Here is a 20,559-nt window from a genome sequence, read left to right as displayed (position 1 = left end):
AGGGGACACACCCGTTCCCATTCCGAACACGACGGTTAAGACCTAAGCGGTCGATGGTACTTGGTGGGGAGCTGCCTGGGAGAGTAGATGGTCGCCGGAATCCAATTTGCCGATGTGGCTCAATTGGCAGAGCAGCTGACTTGTAATCAGCAGGTTAACGGTTCGAGTCCGTTCATCGGCTTTCTTTTTTTTAAAAATGCGGTTTCTTTGGGTCTTTAGCTCAGTTGGTTAGAGCATCCGGCTCATAACCGGACGGTCCTGGGTTCGAGTCCCTGAAGACCCATTTTTATTAAAATTGCATATGGCTCAGTAGCTCAGTTGGTTAGAGCGCCGGCCTGTCACGCCGGAGGTCGTGGGTTCGAGCCCCATCTGAGTCGTTTCATGGGAGTTTAGCTCAGCTGGGAGAGCATCTGCCTTACAAGCAGAGGGTCACAGGTTCGAGCCCTGTAACTCCCATGTTTTTTTCTGAAATGTGGCGGAGTAGCTCAGTTGGCTAGAGCATGCGGTTCATACCCGCAGTGTCAGGGGTTCAAATCCCTTCTCCGCTACTTTTTTTATTGGACTCAGGAATTTTGTTCCAGGAGTCTTTTATTATTTCCATGATATTAAACAGTTTTCCAAAAATTTCTCCGATAAAAATATGATAGCTGGAATCCTTGCGGCATAAAGGATTCCAGCTATCTTTGTTTTCCTATGAAATTGTCCGCGAAGATGCGGCATGTTTATTTGTCATCTTCAGAAGATGCGTCTTTATTTTTCTTTTTTAACTCCCGGTTTCCCAGGAAAAACTGTTTTGTAAAAACGTAGGGCGCCACAAAATATACAAGAGCAAAGGCCACGATTGGCGGATACCAGTCAATGGTCCCTTTATAGAGCCATTCATAGAGGAAAAATAAAATAGCACAGACGGCAGCCCAAATAAGTCTTGTCTCAACTTTCATCAGGAACCTCCTTATAAATTTGCTGAATTTGTTCTATCATATCACGTTCCTTTTTTTTCGTAAAGTGCTGCGGCAGGAGAAAGAGAAAACAGGAGGCAAAACATTTTGGAAATGCGATACCTCCTGTGATGGTTTATTCGTTCAGGTATGCCAAAGTGCCGATGAACAGAGCGGTTTTATCCTTCAGGGAAGGCATATAGATACATTCCTCAGTGGTGTGAATGCCGATCCAAACGGCAGACATGGCGTCTACGGTAGGAATGCCCAAAGAACTTAAATAAGCCGCGTCTGTGGCTGTGGGTTCCGCGATTTCCGCAGTAGGGATACCCAGCAGTTTCGAGGCTTTTTCTACGGGCAGATAGGCCTTATGATTCTGCTCGCTTTTTTCCATGGCAGGGAAAAGCGTGCGATAGCCCACTTTTACGGTACAGTCAGGAACAGTGGTGCTTTTTTCCAAAGACATAATATTAGCTTCCGCTTCCGCAAAGGAGGCGTTGGTAGGAAGCCCTGCGCAGCAGAATTCCGCATGGGCACTGCCTGCAACGATACCGTTGGGCCGTCCGCCTTCAATGGGCGCCACGTTATAATAAATTTCACGGTCATAGTCGTTAAAGCCATATAATTCAATAACTTTATGGGACATTTCCAGAATGGCGCTTCTGCCGTCCAGATAAGCCGCGCCCGCATGGGCCTCTCTGCCGGTTACGTCGATGGTCCCCAGAATAACGCCGCGGCGGGAGGTAACTGCGCTGTAAACACCATCCTTCACGTCACAGCCTTCAAATACGAAGGCATAGTCCGCGCCGACAGCTTCTTCTGCGTAAACTTTGCTGCCGGACTGGGTACCAATTTCCTCGTCACAGTTGTAAATGAATTTGATTTCTTTTTTGGGCAGCAGGCCGGCTTCCATCGCCGCTTTTACGGCATAAAGAGAAACGGCGATGCCGGCTTTGCAGTCGCCAATGCCCAGACCATAGGCATAATCCCCCTCAATGTGGAAGGGATGGGCTGCCGTAAAGCCTTCGCCGAAAACTGTGTCCGTATGAGCGTTGATTACGATTTTGCCCTGTGCGCCTTCCGGTTTGATGGACGCAACGATATGGTTGCCCAGACCTTCCGCAAAGACAAACTTTGTTTCAGCACCCATTTCCTCTAGAATATCCCGGATCAAAGCGGTGACTTTGGCGTTGCCTTCTACGTTTCCAGTACCGCAGTCAATGCCGGAGAATTTCTCCAGCAGTTCCATTTGGGCAGGAAAATATTTTTCCGCGCCTTCTTTTGCGGCACGAATGATAAGATTGGTATCCATGGAAGATTCCTCCTTGTATATGATGACTTATTTTACGATCAAAAAACTATGGGTTTATTATACCATACTTTGGAAAAAAAGACAGAAAAACAGCAGGAAGTCTTCTGCGAGAGAAGCGTTTCCTGCTGTAAGGAAATCCATATTATTTCAGGAAAAAGCGTACCAGCATATCGGAGAGAGGCTGGTAGGGCGGATAACGCATGGGCAGGTCGATCCACGTTTTCTTGTCCACAATGCTTTTGTGATGGGAAAAGGTATCGAAGCCTGTTTTGCCATGATAAGCACCCATGCCGCTGGCGCCAACGCCGCCGAAGCCCATTTCGGCGGTAGCCAGATGGATGATGGTATCATTGATACATCCGCCGCCAAAAAGACAGTGTTTCATCACCAGCTTTGCCGCTTCTTTGTTTTGGGTGAAGCAGTATAATGCCAGCGGATGGGGCAGAGAGTTGATTTTTTCCATAGCCTCCTCCATGGTGCGGAAGGTAAGGATGGGCAGAATAGGGCCGAAGATTTCTTCCTGCATAACATCATCCTGCCAGAAGGCGGGGTACACGACGGTGGGCTCTATACGTTGCGCTTCCGGGTCCAGTTTGCCGCCCCAGACCACTCTGGAATAAGGAATCAGCCCGGAAAGACGGCGGAAATGCTTTTTATTGATGATTTTGCCATAGTTCGGATTTTTCAGAGGTTCGTGACCGAATTGGCGACAGATCTGGCGGCGGATTTCATAGACCAGATCTTTGGCGATACTTTCGTGGCAGTAAATATAATCCGGCGCTACGCAGGTCTGTCCGCAGTTGAGAAATTTTCCAAAAACAATACGCTTCGCCGCCAGACGCAGATCGGCGGTCTGGTCTACGATACAGGGGCTTTTGCCGCCCAGCTCCAGTGTGATGGGGGTCAGATGTTCCGCCGCGTGGCGCATGACTTCTTTCCCCACAGCCTGACTGCCGGTAAAGAAAATATAATCAAAGGGTTCCTCCAGCAAATACTGGTTTTCCGCTCTGCCGCCGGAGACCATGGCTACATAGGCGGGCGGGAAACAATCCTCCAGAATGGTCTGGATCACCTGGCTGGTATGGGGAGAATAGGCGCTGGGCTTTACCACCGCTGTATTGCCTGCTGCCAGAGCGTCAATGAGTGGGTCCATGGTCAGCATAAAGGGATAGTTCCATGGGCTCATAATAAGCACCACGCCGTAAGGGGAGGGCTGTATGAAGCTGGAGGCCGCGAACTGGGCCATGGGTGTTCTGACCCGTCTGGGCGCGGCGTATTTGGCTGTATGGCGCAGCATATGGGAAAGTTCGCTGAGGACCATGCCAATTTCGCACAGATAGCTTTCTGAGGGGCTTTTTCCCAGATCCTGGGCCAATGCGTGACAGATTTCCCGCTCGTGGCGCAGGATGGATTGTTTCAGTTTTTTCAGTGCGGTCATACGAAAGGCCACATCCAGTGTTTTGCCTGTGGCGAAAAATTTCCGCTGTTTTCTGGTAATGGCTTTGATTTCTTCTGCCTTCATTTGTGTGCCTCCTTTATCATCCAGTAGAATTTTTCCAGCTGCTTGGCTGTCATAAGTTTGGGAACGGGGTAAAGGGGATTTGCCTCTTTTGCCGCGTATTTGGCCAGCATGGGGATATCTCGTCCGCGGATGCCTCGAATGGTTCTGGGAATCTGCATCTGTTCCATGAGCCCTTCTATGGCCCGGATAAATTTTTCCGCTCCTGCCTGGTGTGTATCATGCGGCGTGGATACGCCTGCCGCCATGCCCAGAATATGGAGCTTTTTCCATGCGGTTTTGCCGTAAGCCCGCAGCACATGAGGCAGGAGTACGGCATTGGCCAGTCCGTGGGGCGTATTATACCGTCCTCCCAGAGAATGGGCTATGGCGTGGACATAGCCCACATAGGATTTCGTAAAGGCACTGCCGGCGAAATAGGCCGCCTGGAGCATGTTTCGGCGGGCTTCCATATCGTTCCCGTTGTCATAGGCTCGTTTCAGATTGCCGAAGATCAGCTTTACCGCCGTCAGAGCGTCGTGGCGGGTATCCTCTGTGGTAGAGTTGCCAATATAAGCCTCAACGGCATGGGTCAGAGCGTCCAGACCTGTGGTCGCCGTCACAAAAGGCGGCAGTCCGCGGGTCACCTCCGGGTCCAGCACGGCGTAGGCAGGAATCAGAGGAAAATCGTTGATGGGATATTTGTGTCTGGTATGGCTGTCCGTAATGACAGCGGCCAGCGTCGTTTCGCTTCCCGTACCGGCCGTGGTGGGAATGGCAATCAGCAAAGGCAGATTTCGCATGACCCGTAAAATGCCTTTCATTTTTGCCAGACTTTTCCGGGGACGGGCGATGCGTGCGCCGACGGCTTTGGCGCAGTCTATGGAAGAACCGCCCCCAAAGCCGATGATGGCCTGGCAGTTCTCCAGAAGATAGACTTCTCTGGCGGCCTCTACCAAATCTGTGGTGGGATTGGGTGTTGTTTTGTCATAAACGGTGCAGATGATGCCGGCCTGGGCCAAAATCTCTTCTAAATGATGTGTAACGCCCGATTTACGGATATTGGCGTCTGTAACCAAAAATACCCGGGAGATGTTTTTTTATGCAGCAAAGGCACCACAGCTTCCACATGGTGGAGCAGCGCCGGTTTGCGGTAGGGCAGAAAAGGAATGGCGATGCGGAACAGATTCTGGTAAATACGGCAGTATGTTTTTGTTATAGGATTCATGATAGTTCTCCTTCTCTTTTTCCGCGCTTTCTGGCGGACCTAAGAAAACCACATGAAAGAACAAAGCGATCATGTGGCTTCTTTTTACATTATAATGTAGCATAGCATAAAGGAAAATGGGTGTCAAGAAAGAGGAAAAACAGGGGATTTGTGAAGGATGAAAAAAAATAATATGCCGATAAGTTTTTTTGATATGTTTTTGATGGCGCTGGGTATATAAAAGTTCGGTCGTCTTATGGTATAATATAAATGAATAAGAGGAATATCATGCGGTATTTCATGAACCTGACCGGAGATTTTCCGGATGGACAGCCATGGCATATCCGCTTATGATGCAGGAAAAGAAGAGGGAGGTGCTTGTTATGAGCAGATTGACTATCATTACGCCCGATCGTGCCCAGACCGTAGTGGAAGGCCTTTATCGGGACGTAGAACGCAGGATCACGGCCAGTCCCCCGGGGCTTTGTCCCGTGGATATGGCGGCGGCATTTTTGAAATTATGCCATGCCCAGACCTGCGGGAAATGTGTACCCTGCCGTGTAGGCCTGAGCCAGCTGCAGCTGCTGCTGGAAAAGGTACTGGATGGAGATGGAACGATGGCGGATCTGGAACTGATCGAGAAAACAGCCCGCGTCATTAAAAACTCGGCGGACTGCGCCATCGGTTTTGAAGCGGCGAAGATGGTGCTGGAAGGCGTTATTGGGTTCCGGGACGATTATCTGGAGCATATCAACAATAAACGCTGTTTGTTTAATATTTATCAGCCGGTGCCCTGCGTGGCCCTTTGTCCCGCCAATGTGGATATCCCGGGGTATATTTCCCTGATTTCCCATGAACGCTATGCCGACGCGGTGCGTCTGATCCGGAAGGACAACCCTTTTGTGGCTGCCTGCGCTATGGTCTGCGAGCATCCCTGCGAGGCGCGGTGCAGAAGAAATATGGTGGATGACGCCATCAATATCCGCGCGCTGAAACGCTATGCCGTAGATCATGCCGGTATTGTGCCGGTACCGGAATGTGCCCCTCCCACAGGGAAGAAGATCGCCGTTTTGGGCGGCGGCCCCGGCGGTTTGAGCGCCGCTTATTATCTGGCGCTGATGGGCCATCACGTAGAAGTATTTGAAAAGCATAAAAAACTGGGCGGTATGCTGCGCTACGGCATCCCCAGCTATCGTCTGCCCAGAGAAAAGCTGGACGAGGATATTGAAGCCATCCTGTCTACGGGCATTACGGTACATACCGGCGTAACTGTGGGCGAGGATATTACCATGGCCCAGATCAAGGAAAAATTTGACTGTATCTATATCTCCATCGGCGCCCAGAGCGACAAAAAGCTGGGGATCGAGGGTGAGGACAAGCGTGGCGTAATGTCCGCTGTACAGATGCTGCGCAATATCGGGGACGGCGCTATGCCGGACTTTACCAATAAGCGTGTCGTAATCATCGGCGGCGGCAACGTAGCCATGGACTGTACCAGAAGCGCCAAGCGTCTGGGGGCGGCCAGCGTTACCTGCGTATATCGCCGCAGAAAGGTAGATATGACGGCGCTGCCGGATGAAGTAGAAGGCGCCATCGGCGAAGGCTGTGAGATCATGTGTATGCACGCGCCTTTGAAAATCGCCGGCGACGAGGATGATAATGTAACGGCTCTGTGGGCACAGCCCCAGATCGTAGGGCCTATGGACAGCGGCGGCAGACCCCGTCCTGTGGCGGCGGACGCGCCTCCGGTACGTATCCCCTGTGATATTATTATCGTAGCCATCGGTCAGGGCATTGAGACACAGCCCTTTGAGGAATACGGCGTACCCATCAAGCGGGGTGTTATCGACGCGCTGGCAAGCAGTGATTTTGAAAATGTGGAAGGCGTATTCGCCGGCGGCGACTGCGTAACAGGACCCGCCACAGTCATCCGCGCCATCGCGGCCGGGAAGGTAGCGGCGGCCAATATCGACGAATATCTGGGCTTTAACCATGCCATTACCGTGGATGTGGAGATCCCCGCGCCGAAGCTGCACTTCTATCCTGCAGGCGGCCGTGTCAATACTACGGAACGAAACGCCGGAGAAAGAAATCATGACTTTAATCTGATCGAATGTGGTTTGACCCATGAAGAGGCCATGCAGGAAAGCAGCCGCTGTCTGCGGTGCGACCATTACGGCTATGGCAACTTCAAAGGAGGGAGGGTTGACAAATGGTAAATCTGACCATCGACGGCAAACAAATACAGGCAAAAGAAAATACCACCATTTTGCAGGCGGCAAGAGACGCAGGTATTCACATTCCCAGTCTGTGCTATCTGAAAGACATCAATGAAATCGGCGCCTGCCGTGTCTGTGTGGTTGAGGTGGAAGGTGTAGACAGAACGGTCTCCTCCTGCAATAACGTAGTCAGCGAGGGCATGGTGGTGCATACCAATAGCCCCAAGGTCCGGGAAGTGCGCAAGACCAATGTGGAACTGATTCTGTCTCAGCATGACAGTAAATGTGCCATGTGTCTGCGCAGCGGCAACTGTACCCTGCAGGATCTGGCCAATGATCTGGGAATTAGAAAAATTCCTTTTGAGATGAAGGTTCCTCCCTATCAGTGGAGCCCTCGTTCCCCTTTGATCCGGGACGCTTCCAAGTGCATCAAGTGTATGCGCTGTATCCAGATCTGTGACAAGGTGCAGGATCTGCATATCTGGGACGTAGAGGGCACCGGTGCCAGAACCACCGTAGACGTGGCTTATAACAACAGAATCATGGACTCTGACTGTTCCTTCTGTGGTCAGTGTGTGACCCATTGTCCCGTAGGCGCTTTGAGTGAACGGGATGATACCGATAAATTCTATGCCGCTTTGGCGGACTCCAAAAAGAAAGTTATCGTGCAGATCGCGCCGGCGGTGCGTGCCGCATGGGGCGAGGAACTGGGACTTTCCGAAAAGGATGCGGCAGCGGGCAAAATCGTTACCGCGCTGAAGCAGATGGGTGCAGACTATGTATTCGATACGGATTTCGCCGCTGACCTGACCATTATGGAGGAGGGCAGTGAGCTGCTGCACCGTCTGGCGGAAGGCGAGCATAAATATCCCATGTTTACCTCCTGCTGTCCCGCATGGATTCGGTTCTTAAAGAGTCAGTATCCCGATATGACAGACTGTCTGTCTACGGCAAAATCCCCGCAGCAGATGTTCGGTGCTGTCATCAAAGGATATTATGCGGAAAAACTGGGGATTCCCAAGGAAGAGGTTTTCAGTGTTTCCATTATGCCCTGCATCTCCAAAAAGAGCGAACATATCCTGCCGACCATGGCGGACGCCGGTGCCGGACAGGATGTGGATCTGGTGCTGACCACAAGAGAACTGGTGCGTCTGATCCGGGCGGATCATATCAATCCGGCGGATCTGGAGATTTCTCCTTTCGATTCTCCCATTGGCGAGGCGACCGGCGCCGGTGTTATTTTCGGTGTTACCGGCGGCGTTATGGAGGCGGCTCTGCGCAGTGCTTATTTCCTGGTAAATGGAGAAAACGCGGCGCCGGATGCCTTTAAAGATGTAAGAGGTCAGGACGGATGGAGAGAGGCTACCTTTACCTTGGCGGGCAAGGACCTGAAAGTAGCCGTTGCCAGCGGATTGGGCAATGCCAGAAAGCTGGTCAAGGCGCTGCGGAGGGGTACTGTAAAATATGATTTCGTGGAGATTATGGCTTGTCCCGGCGGCTGTGCCGGCGGCGGCGGTCAGCCCATGAAGGACGGTCTGGAACAGGCGGAACGCCGCGGCAATCATCTGTATTTCCTGGATGATATTTCCGAGCTGCGCTTCAGCCATGACAATCCTGCCGTACAGGCCCTTTACAAGGATTTCCTGGGCGAGCCTCTGAGCGAAAAAGCCCATCATCTGCTCCATACGGACCATCATGGCTGGAAGATGCCCAGAGAGGAACGAATGGACGAAAAATAAAAAGAAATGAGTAGTTTGGAAGGCATATCTACCTCAAAGAGGGAAGGTATGCCTTCTCTTTTTCCGTAAGACACAGTCTTTTGGTTGACAGGAAAAAGAAAAAAGCATACCATAGAGAAACAGAAAGCGTGTAAAACAAGAGAGGAGGCGGAAAGGATCATGCGGATCGGTTCCGGTTATGATGTGCACCGGCTGGTGGAGGACAGAGACCTGATTTTAGGCGGCGTGAAGATTCCTTATGAAAAGGGACTGCTGGGTCATTCCGACGCGGATGTGCTGCTCCATGCCATTATGGACGCTCTGCTGGGGGCGGCGGCTCTGGGAGATATCGGCGGCCATTTCCCCGATACGGACCCCCAGTACAAAGGCGCGGACAGTAAAAAATTATTATCTTGCGTTTTGGGGTTGATTTTTGATAAGGGATATTGTATAATGAATATCGACGCAACAGTAATTGCGCAGCGTCCTAAGCTGAAGCCTTATATCCCGCAGATGAGACAGATCATCGCGGAGGTTCTGCAAATAGATGTGGACCAGATCAATATTAAGGCGACAACGGAGGAAGGACTGGGCTTTACGGGAGCGGGAGAAGGCATTGCCGCTTCGGCTGTGTGCCTTCTGGAAAAAACGAAATAAGACAAAAGTGATGATGGAAAAGAGTAGTCCTTTTATCACCTGCCAGAGAATAACGGCCGTGGTGAGAGGCGATGAGATTTGAGTTTATACACTGTATAGGCTTGACTGTCACCGTCTTAAGATACATGGGTGAGAGCCGTTTACAGGGCGAGGAGGATGAAGTGCGTTCCTGAACTGAACGGGCGAACGAAATTTATTTTCAGTAGCTTGATTCCGGTGACAACGTTACAGTCGAAAAAGTGAGACGGTATCTATTTCTATGGAAATCAGACCGTCTAAGTAAAGTGGGACCACGGAGTAAATACAGCTTCGTCTTTACAGTTTTGTAAAGACGGAGCTTTTTTTATTCATCCGCCGGTTACAAAACAAAAAGCGCAGGAACACCTTATTTCGTGCTGCAGTATCATAAACAGAGCAAACAGTATCGAGAGGAGAAAATGTGATGAAAGCGATTTTGGCAAGACTGAATGAAATGGTGGATGTAGTAAAAGAAAAAGACCCGGCCATCAGAAGTACCATCGAGGTGATTTTGTACCCCAGCTTCTGGGCGGTAATCAATCATCGGATTGCCCATGTGTTCTACAAAAAGAGAATGTTTTTCGTAGCGAGAGTCATTTCCCAGCTTTCCCGTGGCCTGACCGGCATTGAGATCCATCCCGGCGCACAGATCGGCAAGAGATTCTTTATTGACCATGGCATGGGCGTTGTCATTGGGGAAACGGCAGAGATCGGCGACAATGTAATGCTTTATCATGGCGTTACCCTGGGCGGTACCGGCAAAGATAAGGTAAAACGTCATCCGACCGTAGGGGATAATGTGCTGATCGGTGCGGAAACCATCGTCCTGGGCCCTGTGACCATTGGTGCCAATACAAAGATCGGCGCCGGTTCCGTTGTGCTGGAGGATATCCCCGCCAATGTGACGGCAGTAGGCTCTCCCACAAAAATCGTCAGAAAAGATGGCATTCGTATCAAACCCACAGACCCTTCCGAATTTACCGGCAAAAAGAAAAAAGCGGTTTGATCCTCGGAAGGAATTCAGAAAAACATATGACGGCAGCGGAATTTGTGATATAATCTAATATAGAGTAATATGCTTTGACAAAAGGAAGGATGAAGGACCATGAAAGTATATAATACACTGACAAGACAGAAGGAAGAATTTATTCCTCAGGAAGAGGGCAAGGTAAAAATGTATGTCTGCGGCCCTACGGTATATGACTATATCCATATCGGCAACGCGAGACCTTACGTTGTATTTGACACCGTAAGAAGATACCTGGAATACAAAGGCTATGACGTAACTTATGTACAGAACTTCACAGACGTGGACGATAAGATCATCAACCGTGCCAACAAAGAAGGTTCCACTATGGAAGCCATTTCCAACCGCTTTATCGAGGAAGCCTTCCATGACGCGGACGGTCTGAACGTAAGACGCGCTACCGTACATCCCCGTGTAACACAGGAGATGGACGGCATCATCGAAATGGTCCAGACCCTCATCGACAAGGGCTATGCTTATGAGGACAATGGCACTGTATACTATGATACAAAGAAATTCCCCGAATATGGCAAACTGTCCAGAAAGAACCTGGATGAACTGATTGCCGGCGCCAGCGAACGTGTTACCATCGACGATGCCAAGAGAAATTCCACTGACTTCGTACTGTGGAAACCCAAAAAAGAAGGCGAACCCAGCTGGCCCTCTCCCTGGGGTGACGGCAGACCCGGCTGGCATATTGAATGCTCCGTTATGGCAAAGCACCATCTGGGCAATACCATTGATATCCATGCCGGCGGCGAAGACCTGATTTTCCCTCACCATGAAAACGAAATTGCCCAGAGTGAGGCGGCTAATGGATGCCAGTTCGCGAAATACTGGCTGCACAATGGCTTTATTACCGTAGACAACGAAAAGATGTCCAAATCCCTGGGCAACTTCTTCACCGTAAGAGATATCGCGGCACAGTTCCCTTATGAAGTGATCCGTTTCTTTATCCTGAACGGCCATTACAGAAGCCCCATCAACTTCAGCAGAGAATTGATGCAGGCTTGCCAGAATGGTCTGGAACGTATCAAAAACGCAAGAAAAGAACTGGATTTCTATATCAATAACGCAGCGGATTCCGCTATGACAGAGGAAGAAGCGGCACAGGCGGCGGAACTGGAAAAATACAAAGATCAGTTCGAAGCGGCTATGGACGATGATTTCAATACCGCGGACGCTGTATCTGTAATTTATGAACTGGTTCGTTTCAGCAACATCGCCGTAAAAGCTGGTGTTTCCAAGGAATACGCGAAGAAGATTCAGGATATGCTGGATCACCTCTGCGGCGTACTGGGTGTTGCGGAGCTGAAAGAAGATGAAGTATCCGATGAGGAAACAGCAAAGATCGAAGCCCTGATCGCAAAGAGAGCGGAAGCAAAGAAAGCAAAAGATTTCGCTGCGGCAGACGCTATCCGTGATGAACTGGCCGCTATGGGCATTACCATCAAGGATACCCGTCAGGGTGTACAGTGGTTCAGAGGTTAAGCCATGAATCTGGAAGCGATTGAGCTGATGCTGGGCAAAGGGGGAACCACCGATCCCAAAGAGCTTTCTCCTTTGGCCCTGGCTTATATTGGAGACGCTGTCTATGAAATGATGGTGCGCACCACCGTGCTGACAGACGGAAATATGCCGGTAAACCGCCTGCATAAACGGGCCAGAGATATGGTCAATGCCAAGGCCCAGGCGGAGTTTTACTACCGGATTGCCGACGGTCTGACGGAGGAGGAGGCGGCGGTGTTCCGCAGAGGACGCAACGCCAAATCCTATACCACCCCAAAAAACGCGGATCTGATGGATTACCGCCATGCCACTGGTGTAGAGGCTATTTTTGGCTATCTGTATCTGGCGGGGCAGATGGAACGGGCGGTGGAACTGTTCCGTATGGGGATGGCGCAGGAAATAGAGAAGTAAAGAAACAGCCGATGCGGGGCTTTGCCCCATCGGCTTTTTGCTGTGTTTAGGGAAAGGGCCGGTTTTGAGAAAAAACAGGCAGAAAACAGCGCGAAGGCGCAGGAGGTTTTTCGTGGAGAAAAGAAGAAACGACAACGGAAAAAAAGAAAGAAAGTTCGGAACAAGGGAAAAGGAAAGGAGACCGTTCCGTCCCAGAAGAGATGAAGCTCCTTTGGAAGAACAGGAACAGAATGAAAACCAGCTGGAGGGCAGAAACGCCATTCTGGAGGTGCTGCGCAGCGGCCGGGATATTGAGAAAATCATGGTAGCTAAGGGAAATGTGGAAGGCACCATCAAGCGTATCATTGCCATGGCAGTGGAAAAAGGCGTGGTGATCCAGGAGGTGAGCCGCCAGAAGCTGGACGAAATTTCCCAGACGAAGAATCATCAGGGAGTCATCGCCCTGGTGTCTGCCCATAATTATGTGGAGGTAGAGGATATCTTGGCGGCGGCCAGAGAAAAAGGGGAAGATCCCTTTGTGCTGCTGCTGGACGGGATCACAGATCCCCATAATCTGGGTGCCATCCTGCGGACGGCGGAATGTGCCGGCGTCCATGGCGTTATTATCCCCAAGCGGCGTTCTGTGGGCCTGAACGCAACTGTGGGCAAGACCTCCGCCGGGGCCATTGAATATATGCCTGTGGCAAGGGTCACCAATATCGTCCAGACCATGGAATATCTGAAAAAGGAAGGCCTGTGGATTGCCTGCGCCGATATGAAGGGGCTGGATCATTTCGATACCAATATGAAAGGCCCGCTGGCTCTGGTCATCGGCAGTGAGGGTGACGGCGTCAGCCGCCTGGTCAAGGAAAACTGCGATTTTACGGCATCGATCCCCATGTATGGGAAAATTTCTTCCCTGAACGCTTCCGTAGCGGCGGCGCTGCTGATGTATGAAGTGGTGCGTCAGCGCCGGTTCTGAGAAGATTTTTGCATTTTCGCGAAATCTGTGGTATGATGACACCATCGCCCAAAAATACGACGGAAGGAGGGATTGCCGATGCAGGAGGATTATCTTCTGGTGGATGGGTATAATATTATCCATGCCTGGGACGAGCTCAGAGAGATTATGGAGGACGTCAGTCTGGAAAGCGCCCGCGTGAAGCTGATGGATCTGCTGTCTAATTATAAGGGCGTCCACAGCGCTGTAATCATACTGGTGTTTGACGCCTATCTGGTAAAAGGCAGTCCCGGTTCCGTGACGAAATATAATAATATCTACGTGGTTTATACGAAGGAAGCGGAAACGGCGGACCACTATATTGAACGTGTGGTCACATCCCTGCCCAAGCATTACCGGGTGCGTGTGGCTACGGCGGACGGATTGGAACAGCTGATTATTTATGGACAGGGTGCCATCCGTATGAGCGCCAGAGAACTGCACCGGGAAGTGAACCGTGTGGAACAGGAACTGCGGGAAAAATATATTGAGAAACGGCCGCCGAAAAACAATATGCTGGCGGATCATTTGGACGAGGAATCGCTGGAATGGCTGGAGGCCCTGCGGCGGAAGAAATAGAACGGATGAGGTTTCTATGACAGATAAACAAAAAGAAATGACAATACAACAGAATCAGGATGAGGAAATGGTCTGTGCTGCCCAAAAAGGGGATGCCAAGGCGGAGGAATATCTCCTGGATAAGTATAAACCGCTGGTGAAAGCCAAATCCAGGGCTTACTTTCTGATCGGCGCCGATAATGAGGATATTATTCAGGAAGGCATGATCGGGCTGTATAAGGCCATTCGGGATTATGACAGTGCCAGAAACGCCTCTTTCCGCAGTTTTGCGGAGCTTTGTGTCAACCGCCAGATGATTACAGCCATCAAAGCGGCCACAAGACAGAAGCACCAGCCCTTAAATTCCTATATTTCCCTGAATAAACCTGTGTTTGAGGATGAATCCGAGGAAACCTATCTGGATATGCTCCAGGAGGGGGAACTGCTGAATCCCGAGGCGCTGCTTATCGGCCAGGAGAATAAGAGTTTTCTGGAGAATCAGATGGTAAAAAATCTGAGCCGTTTTGAGAGCCGTGTGCTGCTGCTGTACCTGCAGGGCAGAAGCTATTTTGAGATCGCCAGCCTGCTGGATAAGCCGGAGAAATCCATTGATAATGCCCTCCAGAGAGTGAAGAAAAAACTCGAGAAATTTGTGTATGAAAAAAATCTTGACGGAACAGGCTCTGTGTGGTAGTATATATAAGCGGCAATCAAAAAGCCGGTTATATGCTACCGTGGCTCAGTAGGTAGAGCGTCGCCTTGGTAAGGCGGAGGTCACGGGTTCAAGTCCCGTCGGTAGCTTTCTAAAAACCCTGATGTTATCGGGGTTTTTATTTTTTATGTTTACATTTGTGTTAACCTTTCTGTAAAAACCTATCTATACACCCATTCATAACATAATTGATTTCTGTTCTTTTTTCGTTTTCTGTGTGCTGATAGACGCTTTTTAATATAGATGGAGTGGCATGTCCCATACGTTCCATAGCGTATTTATCTGGGATACCTTCAGCCAACATAAGCGAGGCGTTAAAGTGTCTGAGGTCATGAAAGCGGAAATGTTCAAGTCCCGCAGATTTTACGGCCCGAATAAAACGATGGGAAATCTGTGTCGGTGTAGCTTCAATTACTTTTCCAGTGGATTTTATTTTTTCCAGTTCTTTAACTAAGCCATCGGAAATGGAAAGGACACGGTTGCCGGCATAGGATTTTGGATTTTTTGTTTGCCACGTATCTTCTGCCGTAAGGACAGCAGCCTTGTTGATCTTAACCGTTTTGGTGTTCCAGTCAAAATCATTCCATCTGAGAGCGCAAATTTCGCCCCTACGCAGTCCAAGGCACGCGGCTAATAGAATTGCTGTATGAAGATCAGTTCCTTCCGTACGGGCCAATAAATTCATGATATCGGTTTGGCTGGGAATATGATAGTCATAGCGTTCCTTTTCCGGAAGGGTGACTTTCAAGATGAAATCCTCTCGATATAATCCAATGGCAGCGGATAGCAGTCCAACGATATTTCGCATGGTTTTAGGTGAGAGTTGTCTGCTTTTTCTTTCCGCATTTAGCGCAATTTGCACATCGAGATTCGTAATAGACGGAAGATTCTTTTTCTGGAGATCCAAAAGATAGGTACGCTGGATCTGCTTATAGCCGCGAATAGTGGAAGGAGATAATACCCCATCCTTGCTGTCGATATAGCCCAAAAGAGCATCTTCCAGTGTGATATTATGGCAGGCTTTATCCTTGATTTGCATTTGGAATAGAGAGGCTTTGTATTCGGCCTCTTTTTTTGTTGCGCCAGTGAAACTTTTTAGTTTTTTCTTGGGCTTGCCATCAACGTACTCTGTGTGGCTGTAAACAAGCACACGCCAAGTTCCGGAAGGCAGTTTTTTTGCTGTTGGCATAAAAAAGACCTCCTTTTATTGTCATTTGGGTATGGTTAAAAAGGCGGTCATATGGTATAATCCTATTGCGAGTAGGTGGTTATATGACCGCCGTTTGAAATCCTCTTTTCTGCGCCAACAGGAAGGGGGATTTTTTATTATTTATTTTTTGGGGAATCGTTTATGTTCTTTTTCAATTTGTTTAATACTTTTTTCTGGAGTTGGTAAATCTTCAGGCATGGTTCCACCTAAATCTTTAATGGTTTGTCTTACTTTCTGCCCTACATAATAATGCGTATTATTTGCGTTATTTTCACCTTTAATTTGTTCACGACGCAGTTTTTCTTCTGTCTGTGTAATACGAAAATAATTAGCTGCAAGTTCAGTACTACCCATGTGATCCAAGATGTTTTCTCCTTTTTTTAGACCTTTACGATCTTTAATATCAGCTGCAGTTTCACCGTTATATAGACCTTGATACCCGCAGTTCTGAAACTTACCAAAGTTACGAACACCAGCATCTTGTGCAGCAGTTGCTAATTTTTTATTAAATCCTTTTACATCATTTCTTAGATGTAATCGGCGTTCATCCTCTGTCATGACACGGAAATCTTCTTCTTGTAATTCTTGTTTTCTGGTCTGTATAGCAAAATATGTTTGACCAAGAGCAATCATTTTTTTTCGGGGATCTCCATTTTGAACGATAAGATAACAGGCATATCTAGTAAGCATGATATCTAAGATACTTTTTTTCGAAACACCAGCTTCTACGATTTTGCCTACGTCCGCAAAATGGTCAGAAACCGCATAATCACTGTGTTCGCAGGCTGTTTTAGCTTTTTCAATCACTTCGTAAAAACTTCTCCATTGCTTGTATCCTAAAATTGTCTGAAGCTCTCGTGCATACCAAATTTCTTCGCCATATTTATTGATATGCTTAATGCTTTCAAAAATACTTTCGTTATAATTTTCGATGTCGCGTCCCATAAAATTCTCCTTTCATATTTTGGTCAGCTGTACCACAAGGGGATTTTTTTATTTTTTATTTATTTGGATAAATCTATAAAATGCTTCTCTAACTTTTCTTTCCTCCGGATGGCGATTAAACACATTTCTTTGATACAATTCCTCCATCCGTTCTGCCCGGATCTCTGCCGATCGACGGCTGACATCACAGAGGTTCATGATTTCTTCGGGTGTATGTATATCTAAGGCCGCAAGGACAGTAGCAGGCATCAGAATGTCTCTGGCGAATATATTCGCTTCCAGTTCCTGCGTATCTGTCTGGCTGTCGTTTTCGTTGTTTCGGTAATGGATTACTCCTATATCATGGTTGAGGATACCATGACCAAGCTCATGGGCAACGGTGAAGCGGCGGCGTGGCCGGCTATGGATTCTGTCATTTAGGAATATTTCTTTTCTGTCTCCCAGAGAAACAATAAAACCATCGCCCTGCAGCACATCTTCCCGGAACAGCTGGGTAACGCTGGATCTGGAATAGGGATGTATACGCAGATGGTAATGCTCTGCGATTTTCCACAAATCCACAGGCAGACTGTTGATTCCGCACTCCAATAATACTTTCCAGGACATATCTCTTGCTTTTTTGTAGTGTTCGTACATTTACAATCCTCCTATTCAGTAATAGCAGAATTGTAAATGAATTCCTAAGGGATTTCCTTAGGAGATTTTTGGAAATCAGCAAAGGTCGTGATCCACTTCATAAGGTTCGGTATCCAGACTCTTCGCCAATTCGACAACGGATTCTTTTTTCACTTTGTACTTACCACCACGAGCGGCGATTTCAATATATTCATCTTCGCAACGGGCGTATTCTTTTTCCAAAATGGTATCAATAATATCTTTGCCGTGATCGTCAAGGTCACGGTATTTTTTTATGTGTTCTATTTCTTGTGTTGTGTATGCAGGAGTTTTATTATAGGGAGTTCTATCGTCTGTGGTACATAGAAGATAATCAACAGAAACCTTAAAAACATTCGCCAAGTATTTTAAGAAAACGTGACCGGGTTCAGTCTTACCAAGTTCATAGTTTCGAAGAGTATATTTTGATATACCTAAATATTCTGCGAAATCCTCTCTTGTAAAGCCGCGTTCTTTCCTTAACTCAACCAGTCTTTCATGAAATTCCATTAGTTGCACCACCTTTCTTTGATTTGATTATATGTAAACAATTACATACTGTCAATATTAAAGTATCTGTTTTAGATACTTTTTTTCTTAAAAGATATTGACGAGTATCTGAAAATGATATATACTACGCTTAAAGGTATCTGTTTTAGATACACAAATGATTGGAGGTGATAAAATGCTTGTTAATATTGAGGTAGAAAGGGTTAGAAACCAAATGACTAAAGAAGAGCTGGCAAAAGAAATAGGGATTACTTTGAAGACATATTATAACTGGATCAATGGTGTAACTGCAATTCCAAGTACAAAACTTCAGAAAATGGCAAAATTTTTTGGGGTCAAGATGGAGTACCTACTGGAAGAAAGCGAGGTGGAAAAGAATGCGATTTAAAAAAGTCAAGAAAAAAAGCGGAAAATGTAATCTTGAAACAGTTGGAGATTTTGGAAGAAGGAAAGGCAATAGAAAAAGAGACTGCAATCAGGGTAATCACTGCAGTCTCAGAAGTGTTGAAAATTATTCTGTAACGGTTAGTTCTTCAACTTTTTTGTAGACGGTTTCGATAAATTCTGCATACTGTTTTGCGGATTCATCATCAACGTGGAGACCATTACAGTTTATGCAGTTCATAAAAGCGGAAACCAATTCCACAGTTGTGTCCATAATTCTGGATGTATTTGACACAATATCATCTCCTTTCTTCAATATTTTTCGTTTTATGAGACGGTATATATTTCAACATAAGCATGGAGATGGACAAATGTAGTCTAACACATATTACAATAATATGCAACAAATTTCATACTAAAGATAAAAAAATACAAAACAAGCAGTATATAAATCTGAAAATGACACTGGATTATGTTTAAATCTAATGAACTTGAAAAGGACGCAGGTTGAGGGAGGTGTTTAAGATGGATAAAGAACTAAAAATCACTGTAAGAGTAAAGGACGCAGAGAAAGTATTGTCAGAGCTGAAACGAGCAAACGAGATTTTGAAAGAATTAGGAAACATATTTCAGAGATATGATGGTCTGGCGAAAGGTTTAGAGCTGGAACTTGTGCCAGCACAAGAAGATATGCTGGCACGGGAGTTTATGCATCCTTCAAAAAATCAATGATTTCTTTTTTAAAAGAATCAAGGGCATAGAAAGTTTGTCTGCCGATTTCACAAAGATCACTGCTGTTAACAGGGTCAGAACTGCCTTCGGGAAATATCGATCTAATTCTTTCGGAATACTCAGACAAAACATTATCTAAAGATTGTTCCAGTTTTTTTGTTTCCATTGGCTTTCTCCTTTCGCTAAGTACTCGGCTGCGGCAACAGCCTGTGCTTTCAGGATAGGAGAAAGAAATGGAAAAGTCAAGGACGCAGGGAAAGGAAGGTGAAATCATGAAAAATAGCAAAAAAATGAGTGCAATCGAAAAAACGAAAACACTCATTAACAGAAATTTATCAGGGGAAAAAGAAATTGTTATTCTTTATCAAAAAGTTCATCGTCTAACTCAAAAATAGATACGAAAAGGGAGTAGTAAAGATACCAGAGAAAGTGAGGTGGAAAGATTATGCCCAAAGTAAAACCTCTGGGGAATACAGAGATTGAAAGCAAGAGACGTGACAATATGATGGGCGGCGAGGTGGAGAAGTGGATCAGGGTGATAGGGATTCCAAAGCATGAATTGTGCCGGCATATGGATATAGGACTTAGCACTTTAAATTTCCGTCTTCAAAATCCGGGCGAGTTTCGGGTTCAGGAGTTGCGGGTTATTGCGGATCTGGCCGGGATTGATGTATCCCAGCTTGTGACATAGGGAGATTTTATGAAAAAAACATACAGATACATCTGCTGCAAAATCTGCGGAAAGAAATGGAACATTGCCCGGGGGCAGGACACGAGATACGGATACATCTGTCCCCACTGCGTATATGACAGGAGGAAGAATCATGGACATCAGGGAACAGGCGAAGCGGCTTCTGCGGGAGGAAGCCATGCGGAAAGGACTGAAACCGGGGCGGCGGATGGTATTCCGCCAGAGCGGGAAAAGTGAGGACGGAAGAGAGGAGCGGCGAGGGACCGTAGAGGCGCTATATCTCCACGGATTCACTTGTCAGATGGAGGGAGGATACCGGGAGACATTTCGGTACAATGAGTTTTTAGGCGCGGAAGCGGAGGGGAGGGTTTCTTTTGTTTGAGAAAGCAATCATTATTGTTTTGGCGGTGGTTTTTGTATTTATCGTGGCCTTCGGTGTTTTGCTGGAGGAAAACAGAGAACTGAAGCAGCAGAACAGAGATTTGAAGGTGCGTTACCACGAACAAGCGAGGGCATATTGCAAATTGGCAGGTGAGAAGGATGAAATTTAACGATATCGCGAGTGGACTATAGTCAATAAAAAAGACACGATTTTTGAATATATTTTCTGGGAACGGCTAGATTCCTTGCCGATCCCAGAATGTTGCTTCCATTTCATCTGGTGTCAGAT

At 47.6% G+C, this 20,559-nt stretch carries 26 protein-coding genes, 6 tRNA genes and 1 rRNA gene; 22 read left to right on the top strand and 11 right to left on the bottom strand.

The window, feature by feature from the left end; translation table 11 throughout:
• From rrf to H9X84_RS12135, 6 genes are all read left to right on the top strand, one after another.
• Positions 1 to 100: ribosomal RNA gene (gene rrf / locus H9X84_RS12160) — 5S ribosomal RNA — on the top strand; the annotation flags it as partial.
• A gap of 8 nt (positions 101 to 108) precedes the next feature.
• A tRNA-Thr gene (locus H9X84_RS12155) sits at positions 109 to 181 on the top strand.
• 28 nt (positions 182 to 209) lie between these two features.
• A tRNA-Ile gene (locus H9X84_RS12150) sits at positions 210 to 283 on the top strand.
• A gap of 20 nt (positions 284 to 303) precedes the next feature.
• Positions 304 to 377 (top strand) — tRNA-Asp (locus H9X84_RS12145).
• A 6-nt stretch (positions 378 to 383) separates the two neighbouring features.
• Positions 384 to 456: transfer RNA gene (locus tag H9X84_RS12140), tRNA-Val, on the top strand.
• A gap of 18 nt (positions 457 to 474) precedes the next feature.
• Positions 475 to 548: transfer RNA gene (locus tag H9X84_RS12135), tRNA-Met, on the top strand.
• A 174-nt stretch (positions 549 to 722) separates the two neighbouring features.
• On the opposite strand, the gene H9X84_RS12130 is transcribed toward H9X84_RS12135, so the two are convergent.
• From H9X84_RS12130 to H9X84_RS13345, 5 genes are all read right to left on the bottom strand, one after another.
• The gene (locus tag H9X84_RS12130) at positions 723 to 941 is read right to left on the bottom strand and encodes a hypothetical protein (protein ID WP_205134524.1); all 219 of its coding nucleotides are present in this window, start codon (positions 939 to 941) and stop codon (positions 723 to 725) included.
• Positions 942 to 1,074: 133 nt separating this feature from the next.
• Positions 1,075 to 2,250, bottom strand: a complete 1,176-nt coding sequence (locus H9X84_RS12125; RefSeq protein ID WP_205134523.1) for a M20/M25/M40 family metallo-hydrolase — start codon at positions 2,248 to 2,250, stop codon at positions 1,075 to 1,077.
• 142 nt (positions 2,251 to 2,392) lie between these two features.
• Entirely contained in the window at positions 2,393 to 3,772 is a 1,380-nt protein-coding gene (locus H9X84_RS12120; RefSeq protein ID WP_205134522.1) for an aldehyde dehydrogenase, read from the bottom strand.
• Positions 3,769 to 4,827 carry an iron-containing alcohol dehydrogenase gene (locus tag H9X84_RS12115; protein WP_330612364.1) on the bottom strand — a complete coding sequence of 353 codons (1,059 nt, stop codon included), beginning with the start codon at positions 4,825 to 4,827 and terminating at the stop codon, positions 3,769 to 3,771. Before H9X84_RS12115 ends, H9X84_RS12120 begins: the two co-directional genes overlap by 4 nt.
• Entirely contained in the window at positions 4,779 to 4,976 is a 198-nt protein-coding gene (locus H9X84_RS13345) for a hypothetical protein (RefSeq protein ID WP_330612362.1), read from the bottom strand. Before H9X84_RS13345 ends, H9X84_RS12115 begins: the two co-directional genes overlap by 49 nt.
• A 362-nt stretch (positions 4,977 to 5,338) precedes the next feature.
• Between H9X84_RS13345 and H9X84_RS12110 the strand changes: the two genes are divergently transcribed.
• The 10 genes from H9X84_RS12110 (at position 5,339) to H9X84_RS12065 (ending at position 14,852) form a co-directional block, all read left to right on the top strand.
• On the top strand, positions 5,339 to 7,174 hold the full coding sequence (locus tag H9X84_RS12110) for an NAD(P)-binding protein (RefSeq protein WP_205134521.1): 1,836 nt from the start codon (positions 5,339 to 5,341) through the stop codon (positions 7,172 to 7,174).
• A complete protein-coding gene (locus H9X84_RS12105; RefSeq protein WP_205134520.1) occupies positions 7,168 to 8,913 on the top strand; it encodes an NADH-dependent [FeFe] hydrogenase, group A6 in 1,746 nt (581 codons plus the stop codon). Before H9X84_RS12110 ends, H9X84_RS12105 begins: the two co-directional genes overlap by 7 nt.
• A 159-nt stretch (positions 8,914 to 9,072) precedes the next feature.
• Positions 9,073 to 9,549 carry a 2-C-methyl-D-erythritol 2,4-cyclodiphosphate synthase gene (ispF, locus tag H9X84_RS12100; protein WP_205134519.1) on the top strand — a complete coding sequence of 159 codons (477 nt, stop codon included), beginning with the start codon at positions 9,073 to 9,075 and terminating at the stop codon, positions 9,547 to 9,549.
• Between the two features lie 442 nt (positions 9,550 to 9,991).
• Positions 9,992 to 10,573: a serine O-acetyltransferase EpsC gene (gene epsC, locus H9X84_RS12095; protein ID WP_205134518.1), complete on the top strand. Its 582-nt coding sequence runs from the start codon at positions 9,992 to 9,994 to the stop codon at positions 10,571 to 10,573.
• A gap of 99 nt (positions 10,574 to 10,672) precedes the next feature.
• Positions 10,673 to 12,085, top strand: coding sequence for a cysteine--tRNA ligase (gene cysS, locus H9X84_RS12090; RefSeq protein WP_205134517.1), 1,413 nt, complete (start codon positions 10,673 to 10,675; stop codon positions 12,083 to 12,085).
• Between the two features lie 3 nt (positions 12,086 to 12,088).
• Positions 12,089 to 12,514, top strand: coding sequence for a Mini-ribonuclease 3 (locus H9X84_RS12085; protein WP_205134516.1), 426 nt, complete (start codon positions 12,089 to 12,091; stop codon positions 12,512 to 12,514).
• 211 nt (positions 12,515 to 12,725) lie between these two features.
• Entirely contained in the window at positions 12,726 to 13,475 is a 750-nt protein-coding gene (gene rlmB, locus H9X84_RS12080) for a 23S rRNA (guanosine(2251)-2'-O)-methyltransferase RlmB (RefSeq protein WP_243423762.1), read from the top strand.
• 78 nt (positions 13,476 to 13,553) lie between these two features.
• Complete coding sequence (locus H9X84_RS12075; RefSeq protein WP_205134514.1) at positions 13,554 to 14,072, top strand: NYN domain-containing protein; 519 nt, start codon at positions 13,554 to 13,556, stop codon at positions 14,070 to 14,072.
• Positions 14,073 to 14,088: 16 nt separating this feature from the next.
• Positions 14,089 to 14,745 carry an RNA polymerase sporulation sigma factor SigH gene (sigH, locus tag H9X84_RS12070; RefSeq protein WP_205134513.1) on the top strand — a complete coding sequence of 219 codons (657 nt, stop codon included), beginning with the start codon at positions 14,089 to 14,091 and terminating at the stop codon, positions 14,743 to 14,745.
• 34 nt (positions 14,746 to 14,779) lie between these two features.
• Positions 14,780 to 14,852, top strand: a tRNA-Thr gene (locus H9X84_RS12065).
• 53 nt (positions 14,853 to 14,905) lie between these two features.
• Here H9X84_RS12065 and H9X84_RS12060 read toward each other — a convergent pair.
• The 4 genes from H9X84_RS12060 to H9X84_RS12045 all read right to left on the bottom strand — a co-directional run bounded on the left by H9X84_RS12060 (position 14,906) and on the right by H9X84_RS12045 (position 18,082).
• Positions 14,906 to 15,952, bottom strand: coding sequence for a site-specific integrase (locus tag H9X84_RS12060; RefSeq protein WP_205134512.1), 1,047 nt, complete (start codon positions 15,950 to 15,952; stop codon positions 14,906 to 14,908).
• 141 nt (positions 15,953 to 16,093) lie between these two features.
• Positions 16,094 to 16,918: a DNA damage-inducible protein D gene (gene dinD, locus H9X84_RS12055; protein ID WP_205134511.1), complete on the bottom strand. Its 825-nt coding sequence runs from the start codon at positions 16,916 to 16,918 to the stop codon at positions 16,094 to 16,096.
• A gap of 48 nt (positions 16,919 to 16,966) precedes the next feature.
• Complete coding sequence (locus H9X84_RS12050) at positions 16,967 to 17,554, bottom strand: ImmA/IrrE family metallo-endopeptidase (protein ID WP_205134510.1); 588 nt, start codon at positions 17,552 to 17,554, stop codon at positions 16,967 to 16,969.
• Between the two features lie 75 nt (positions 17,555 to 17,629).
• The gene (locus H9X84_RS12045; protein WP_205134509.1) at positions 17,630 to 18,082 is read right to left on the bottom strand and encodes a helix-turn-helix domain-containing protein; all 453 of its coding nucleotides are present in this window, start codon (positions 18,080 to 18,082) and stop codon (positions 17,630 to 17,632) included.
• Positions 18,083 to 18,257: 175 nt separating this feature from the next.
• On the opposite strand from H9X84_RS12045, the gene H9X84_RS12040 reads away from it, so the two are divergent.
• Positions 18,258 to 18,470: a helix-turn-helix domain-containing protein gene (locus H9X84_RS12040; protein WP_205134508.1), complete on the top strand. Its 213-nt coding sequence runs from the start codon at positions 18,258 to 18,260 to the stop codon at positions 18,468 to 18,470.
• Positions 18,471 to 18,593: 123 nt separating this feature from the next.
• On the opposite strand, the gene H9X84_RS12035 is transcribed toward H9X84_RS12040, so the two are convergent.
• Positions 18,594 to 18,761 carry a hypothetical protein gene (locus H9X84_RS12035; RefSeq protein WP_205142732.1) on the bottom strand — a complete coding sequence of 56 codons (168 nt, stop codon included), beginning with the start codon at positions 18,759 to 18,761 and terminating at the stop codon, positions 18,594 to 18,596.
• A 230-nt stretch (positions 18,762 to 18,991) separates the two neighbouring features.
• Between H9X84_RS12035 and H9X84_RS12030 the strand changes: the two genes are divergently transcribed.
• On the top strand, positions 18,992 to 19,198 hold the full coding sequence (locus H9X84_RS12030; protein WP_205134507.1) for a hypothetical protein: 207 nt from the start codon (positions 18,992 to 18,994) through the stop codon (positions 19,196 to 19,198).
• Here the strand turns inward: H9X84_RS12030 and H9X84_RS12025 are convergent.
• Positions 19,173 to 19,364: a hypothetical protein gene (locus H9X84_RS12025; RefSeq protein WP_205134506.1), complete on the bottom strand. Its 192-nt coding sequence runs from the start codon at positions 19,362 to 19,364 to the stop codon at positions 19,173 to 19,175. The two genes, H9X84_RS12030 and H9X84_RS12025, sit on opposite strands and share 26 nt — an antisense overlap.
• 67 nt (positions 19,365 to 19,431) lie before the next feature.
• Here H9X84_RS12025 and H9X84_RS12020 point away from each other — a divergent pair, with 67 nt between their 5' ends.
• The 4 genes from H9X84_RS12020 (at position 19,432) to H9X84_RS12005 (ending at position 20,440) form a co-directional block, all read left to right on the top strand.
• Positions 19,432 to 19,593: a hypothetical protein gene (locus H9X84_RS12020; RefSeq protein ID WP_205142731.1), complete on the top strand. Its 162-nt coding sequence runs from the start codon at positions 19,432 to 19,434 to the stop codon at positions 19,591 to 19,593.
• A gap of 50 nt (positions 19,594 to 19,643) precedes the next feature.
• A complete protein-coding gene (locus tag H9X84_RS12015; protein ID WP_205134505.1) occupies positions 19,644 to 19,889 on the top strand; it encodes a hypothetical protein in 246 nt (81 codons plus the stop codon).
• Positions 19,890 to 20,022: 133 nt separating this feature from the next.
• Positions 20,023 to 20,271 carry a hypothetical protein gene (locus H9X84_RS12010; protein WP_205134504.1) on the top strand — a complete coding sequence of 83 codons (249 nt, stop codon included), beginning with the start codon at positions 20,023 to 20,025 and terminating at the stop codon, positions 20,269 to 20,271.
• Positions 20,264 to 20,440 carry a hypothetical protein gene (locus H9X84_RS12005; protein WP_205134503.1) on the top strand — a complete coding sequence of 59 codons (177 nt, stop codon included), beginning with the start codon at positions 20,264 to 20,266 and terminating at the stop codon, positions 20,438 to 20,440. Before H9X84_RS12010 ends, H9X84_RS12005 begins: the two co-directional genes overlap by 8 nt.
• The last annotated feature ends 119 nt before the right edge of the window (positions 20,441 to 20,559 follow it).

The organism is Anaerotignum lactatifermentans (assembly GCF_016902535.1).
Lineage (GTDB): Bacteria > Bacillota > Clostridia > Lachnospirales > Anaerotignaceae > Anaerotignum > Anaerotignum lactatifermentans_A.
The sequence above is the reverse complement of the archived record's forward strand: the minus strand, read 5'-3'. Positions and strand labels throughout refer to the sequence as shown.

Bases quoted from the DNA above. Each gene is read 5' to 3' on its own strand.
- H9X84_RS12130 (WP_205134524.1), bottom strand. From the start codon at position 941: ATGAAAGTTGAGACAAGACTTATTTGGGCTGCCGTCTGTGCTATTTTA.
- H9X84_RS12125 (WP_205134523.1), bottom strand. From the start codon at position 2,250: ATGGATACCAATCTTATCATTCGTGCCGCAAAAGAAGGCGCGGAAAAA.
- H9X84_RS12120 (WP_205134522.1), bottom strand. From the start codon at position 3,772: ATGAAGGCAGAAGAAATCAAAGCCATTACCAGAAAACAGCGGAAATTT.
- H9X84_RS13345 (WP_330612362.1), bottom strand. From the start codon at position 4,976: ATGAATCCTATAACAAAAACATACTGCCGTATTTACCAGAATCTGTTC.
- H9X84_RS12110 (WP_205134521.1), top strand. From the start codon at position 5,339: ATGAGCAGATTGACTATCATTACGCCCGATCGTGCCCAGACCGTAGTG.
- H9X84_RS12105 (WP_205134520.1), top strand. From the start codon at position 7,168: ATGGTAAATCTGACCATCGACGGCAAACAAATACAGGCAAAAGAAAAT.
- ispF (WP_205134519.1), top strand. From the start codon at position 9,073: ATGCGGATCGGTTCCGGTTATGATGTGCACCGGCTGGTGGAGGACAGA.
- epsC (WP_205134518.1), top strand. From the start codon at position 9,992: ATGAAAGCGATTTTGGCAAGACTGAATGAAATGGTGGATGTAGTAAAA.
- cysS (WP_205134517.1), top strand. From the start codon at position 10,673: ATGAAAGTATATAATACACTGACAAGACAGAAGGAAGAATTTATTCCT.
- H9X84_RS12085 (WP_205134516.1), top strand. From the start codon at position 12,089: ATGAATCTGGAAGCGATTGAGCTGATGCTGGGCAAAGGGGGAACCACC.
- H9X84_RS12075 (WP_205134514.1), top strand. From the start codon at position 13,554: ATGCAGGAGGATTATCTTCTGGTGGATGGGTATAATATTATCCATGCC.
- sigH (WP_205134513.1), top strand. From the start codon at position 14,089: ATGACAGATAAACAAAAAGAAATGACAATACAACAGAATCAGGATGAG.
- H9X84_RS12060 (WP_205134512.1), bottom strand. From the start codon at position 15,952: ATGCCAACAGCAAAAAAACTGCCTTCCGGAACTTGGCGTGTGCTTGTT.
- dinD (WP_205134511.1), bottom strand. From the start codon at position 16,918: ATGGGACGCGACATCGAAAATTATAACGAAAGTATTTTTGAAAGCATT.
- H9X84_RS12050 (WP_205134510.1), bottom strand. From the start codon at position 17,554: ATGTACGAACACTACAAAAAAGCAAGAGATATGTCCTGGAAAGTATTA.
- H9X84_RS12045 (WP_205134509.1), bottom strand. From the start codon at position 18,082: ATGGAATTTCATGAAAGACTGGTTGAGTTAAGGAAAGAACGCGGCTTT.
- H9X84_RS12040 (WP_205134508.1), top strand. From the start codon at position 18,258: ATGCTTGTTAATATTGAGGTAGAAAGGGTTAGAAACCAAATGACTAAA.
- H9X84_RS12030 (WP_205134507.1), top strand. From the start codon at position 18,992: ATGGATAAAGAACTAAAAATCACTGTAAGAGTAAAGGACGCAGAGAAA.
- H9X84_RS12025 (WP_205134506.1), bottom strand. From the start codon at position 19,364: ATGGAAACAAAAAAACTGGAACAATCTTTAGATAATGTTTTGTCTGAG.
- H9X84_RS12020 (WP_205142731.1), top strand. From the start codon at position 19,432: ATGGAAAAGTCAAGGACGCAGGGAAAGGAAGGTGAAATCATGAAAAAT.
- H9X84_RS12015 (WP_205134505.1), top strand. From the start codon at position 19,644: ATGCCCAAAGTAAAACCTCTGGGGAATACAGAGATTGAAAGCAAGAGA.
- H9X84_RS12010 (WP_205134504.1), top strand. From the start codon at position 20,023: ATGGACATCAGGGAACAGGCGAAGCGGCTTCTGCGGGAGGAAGCCATG.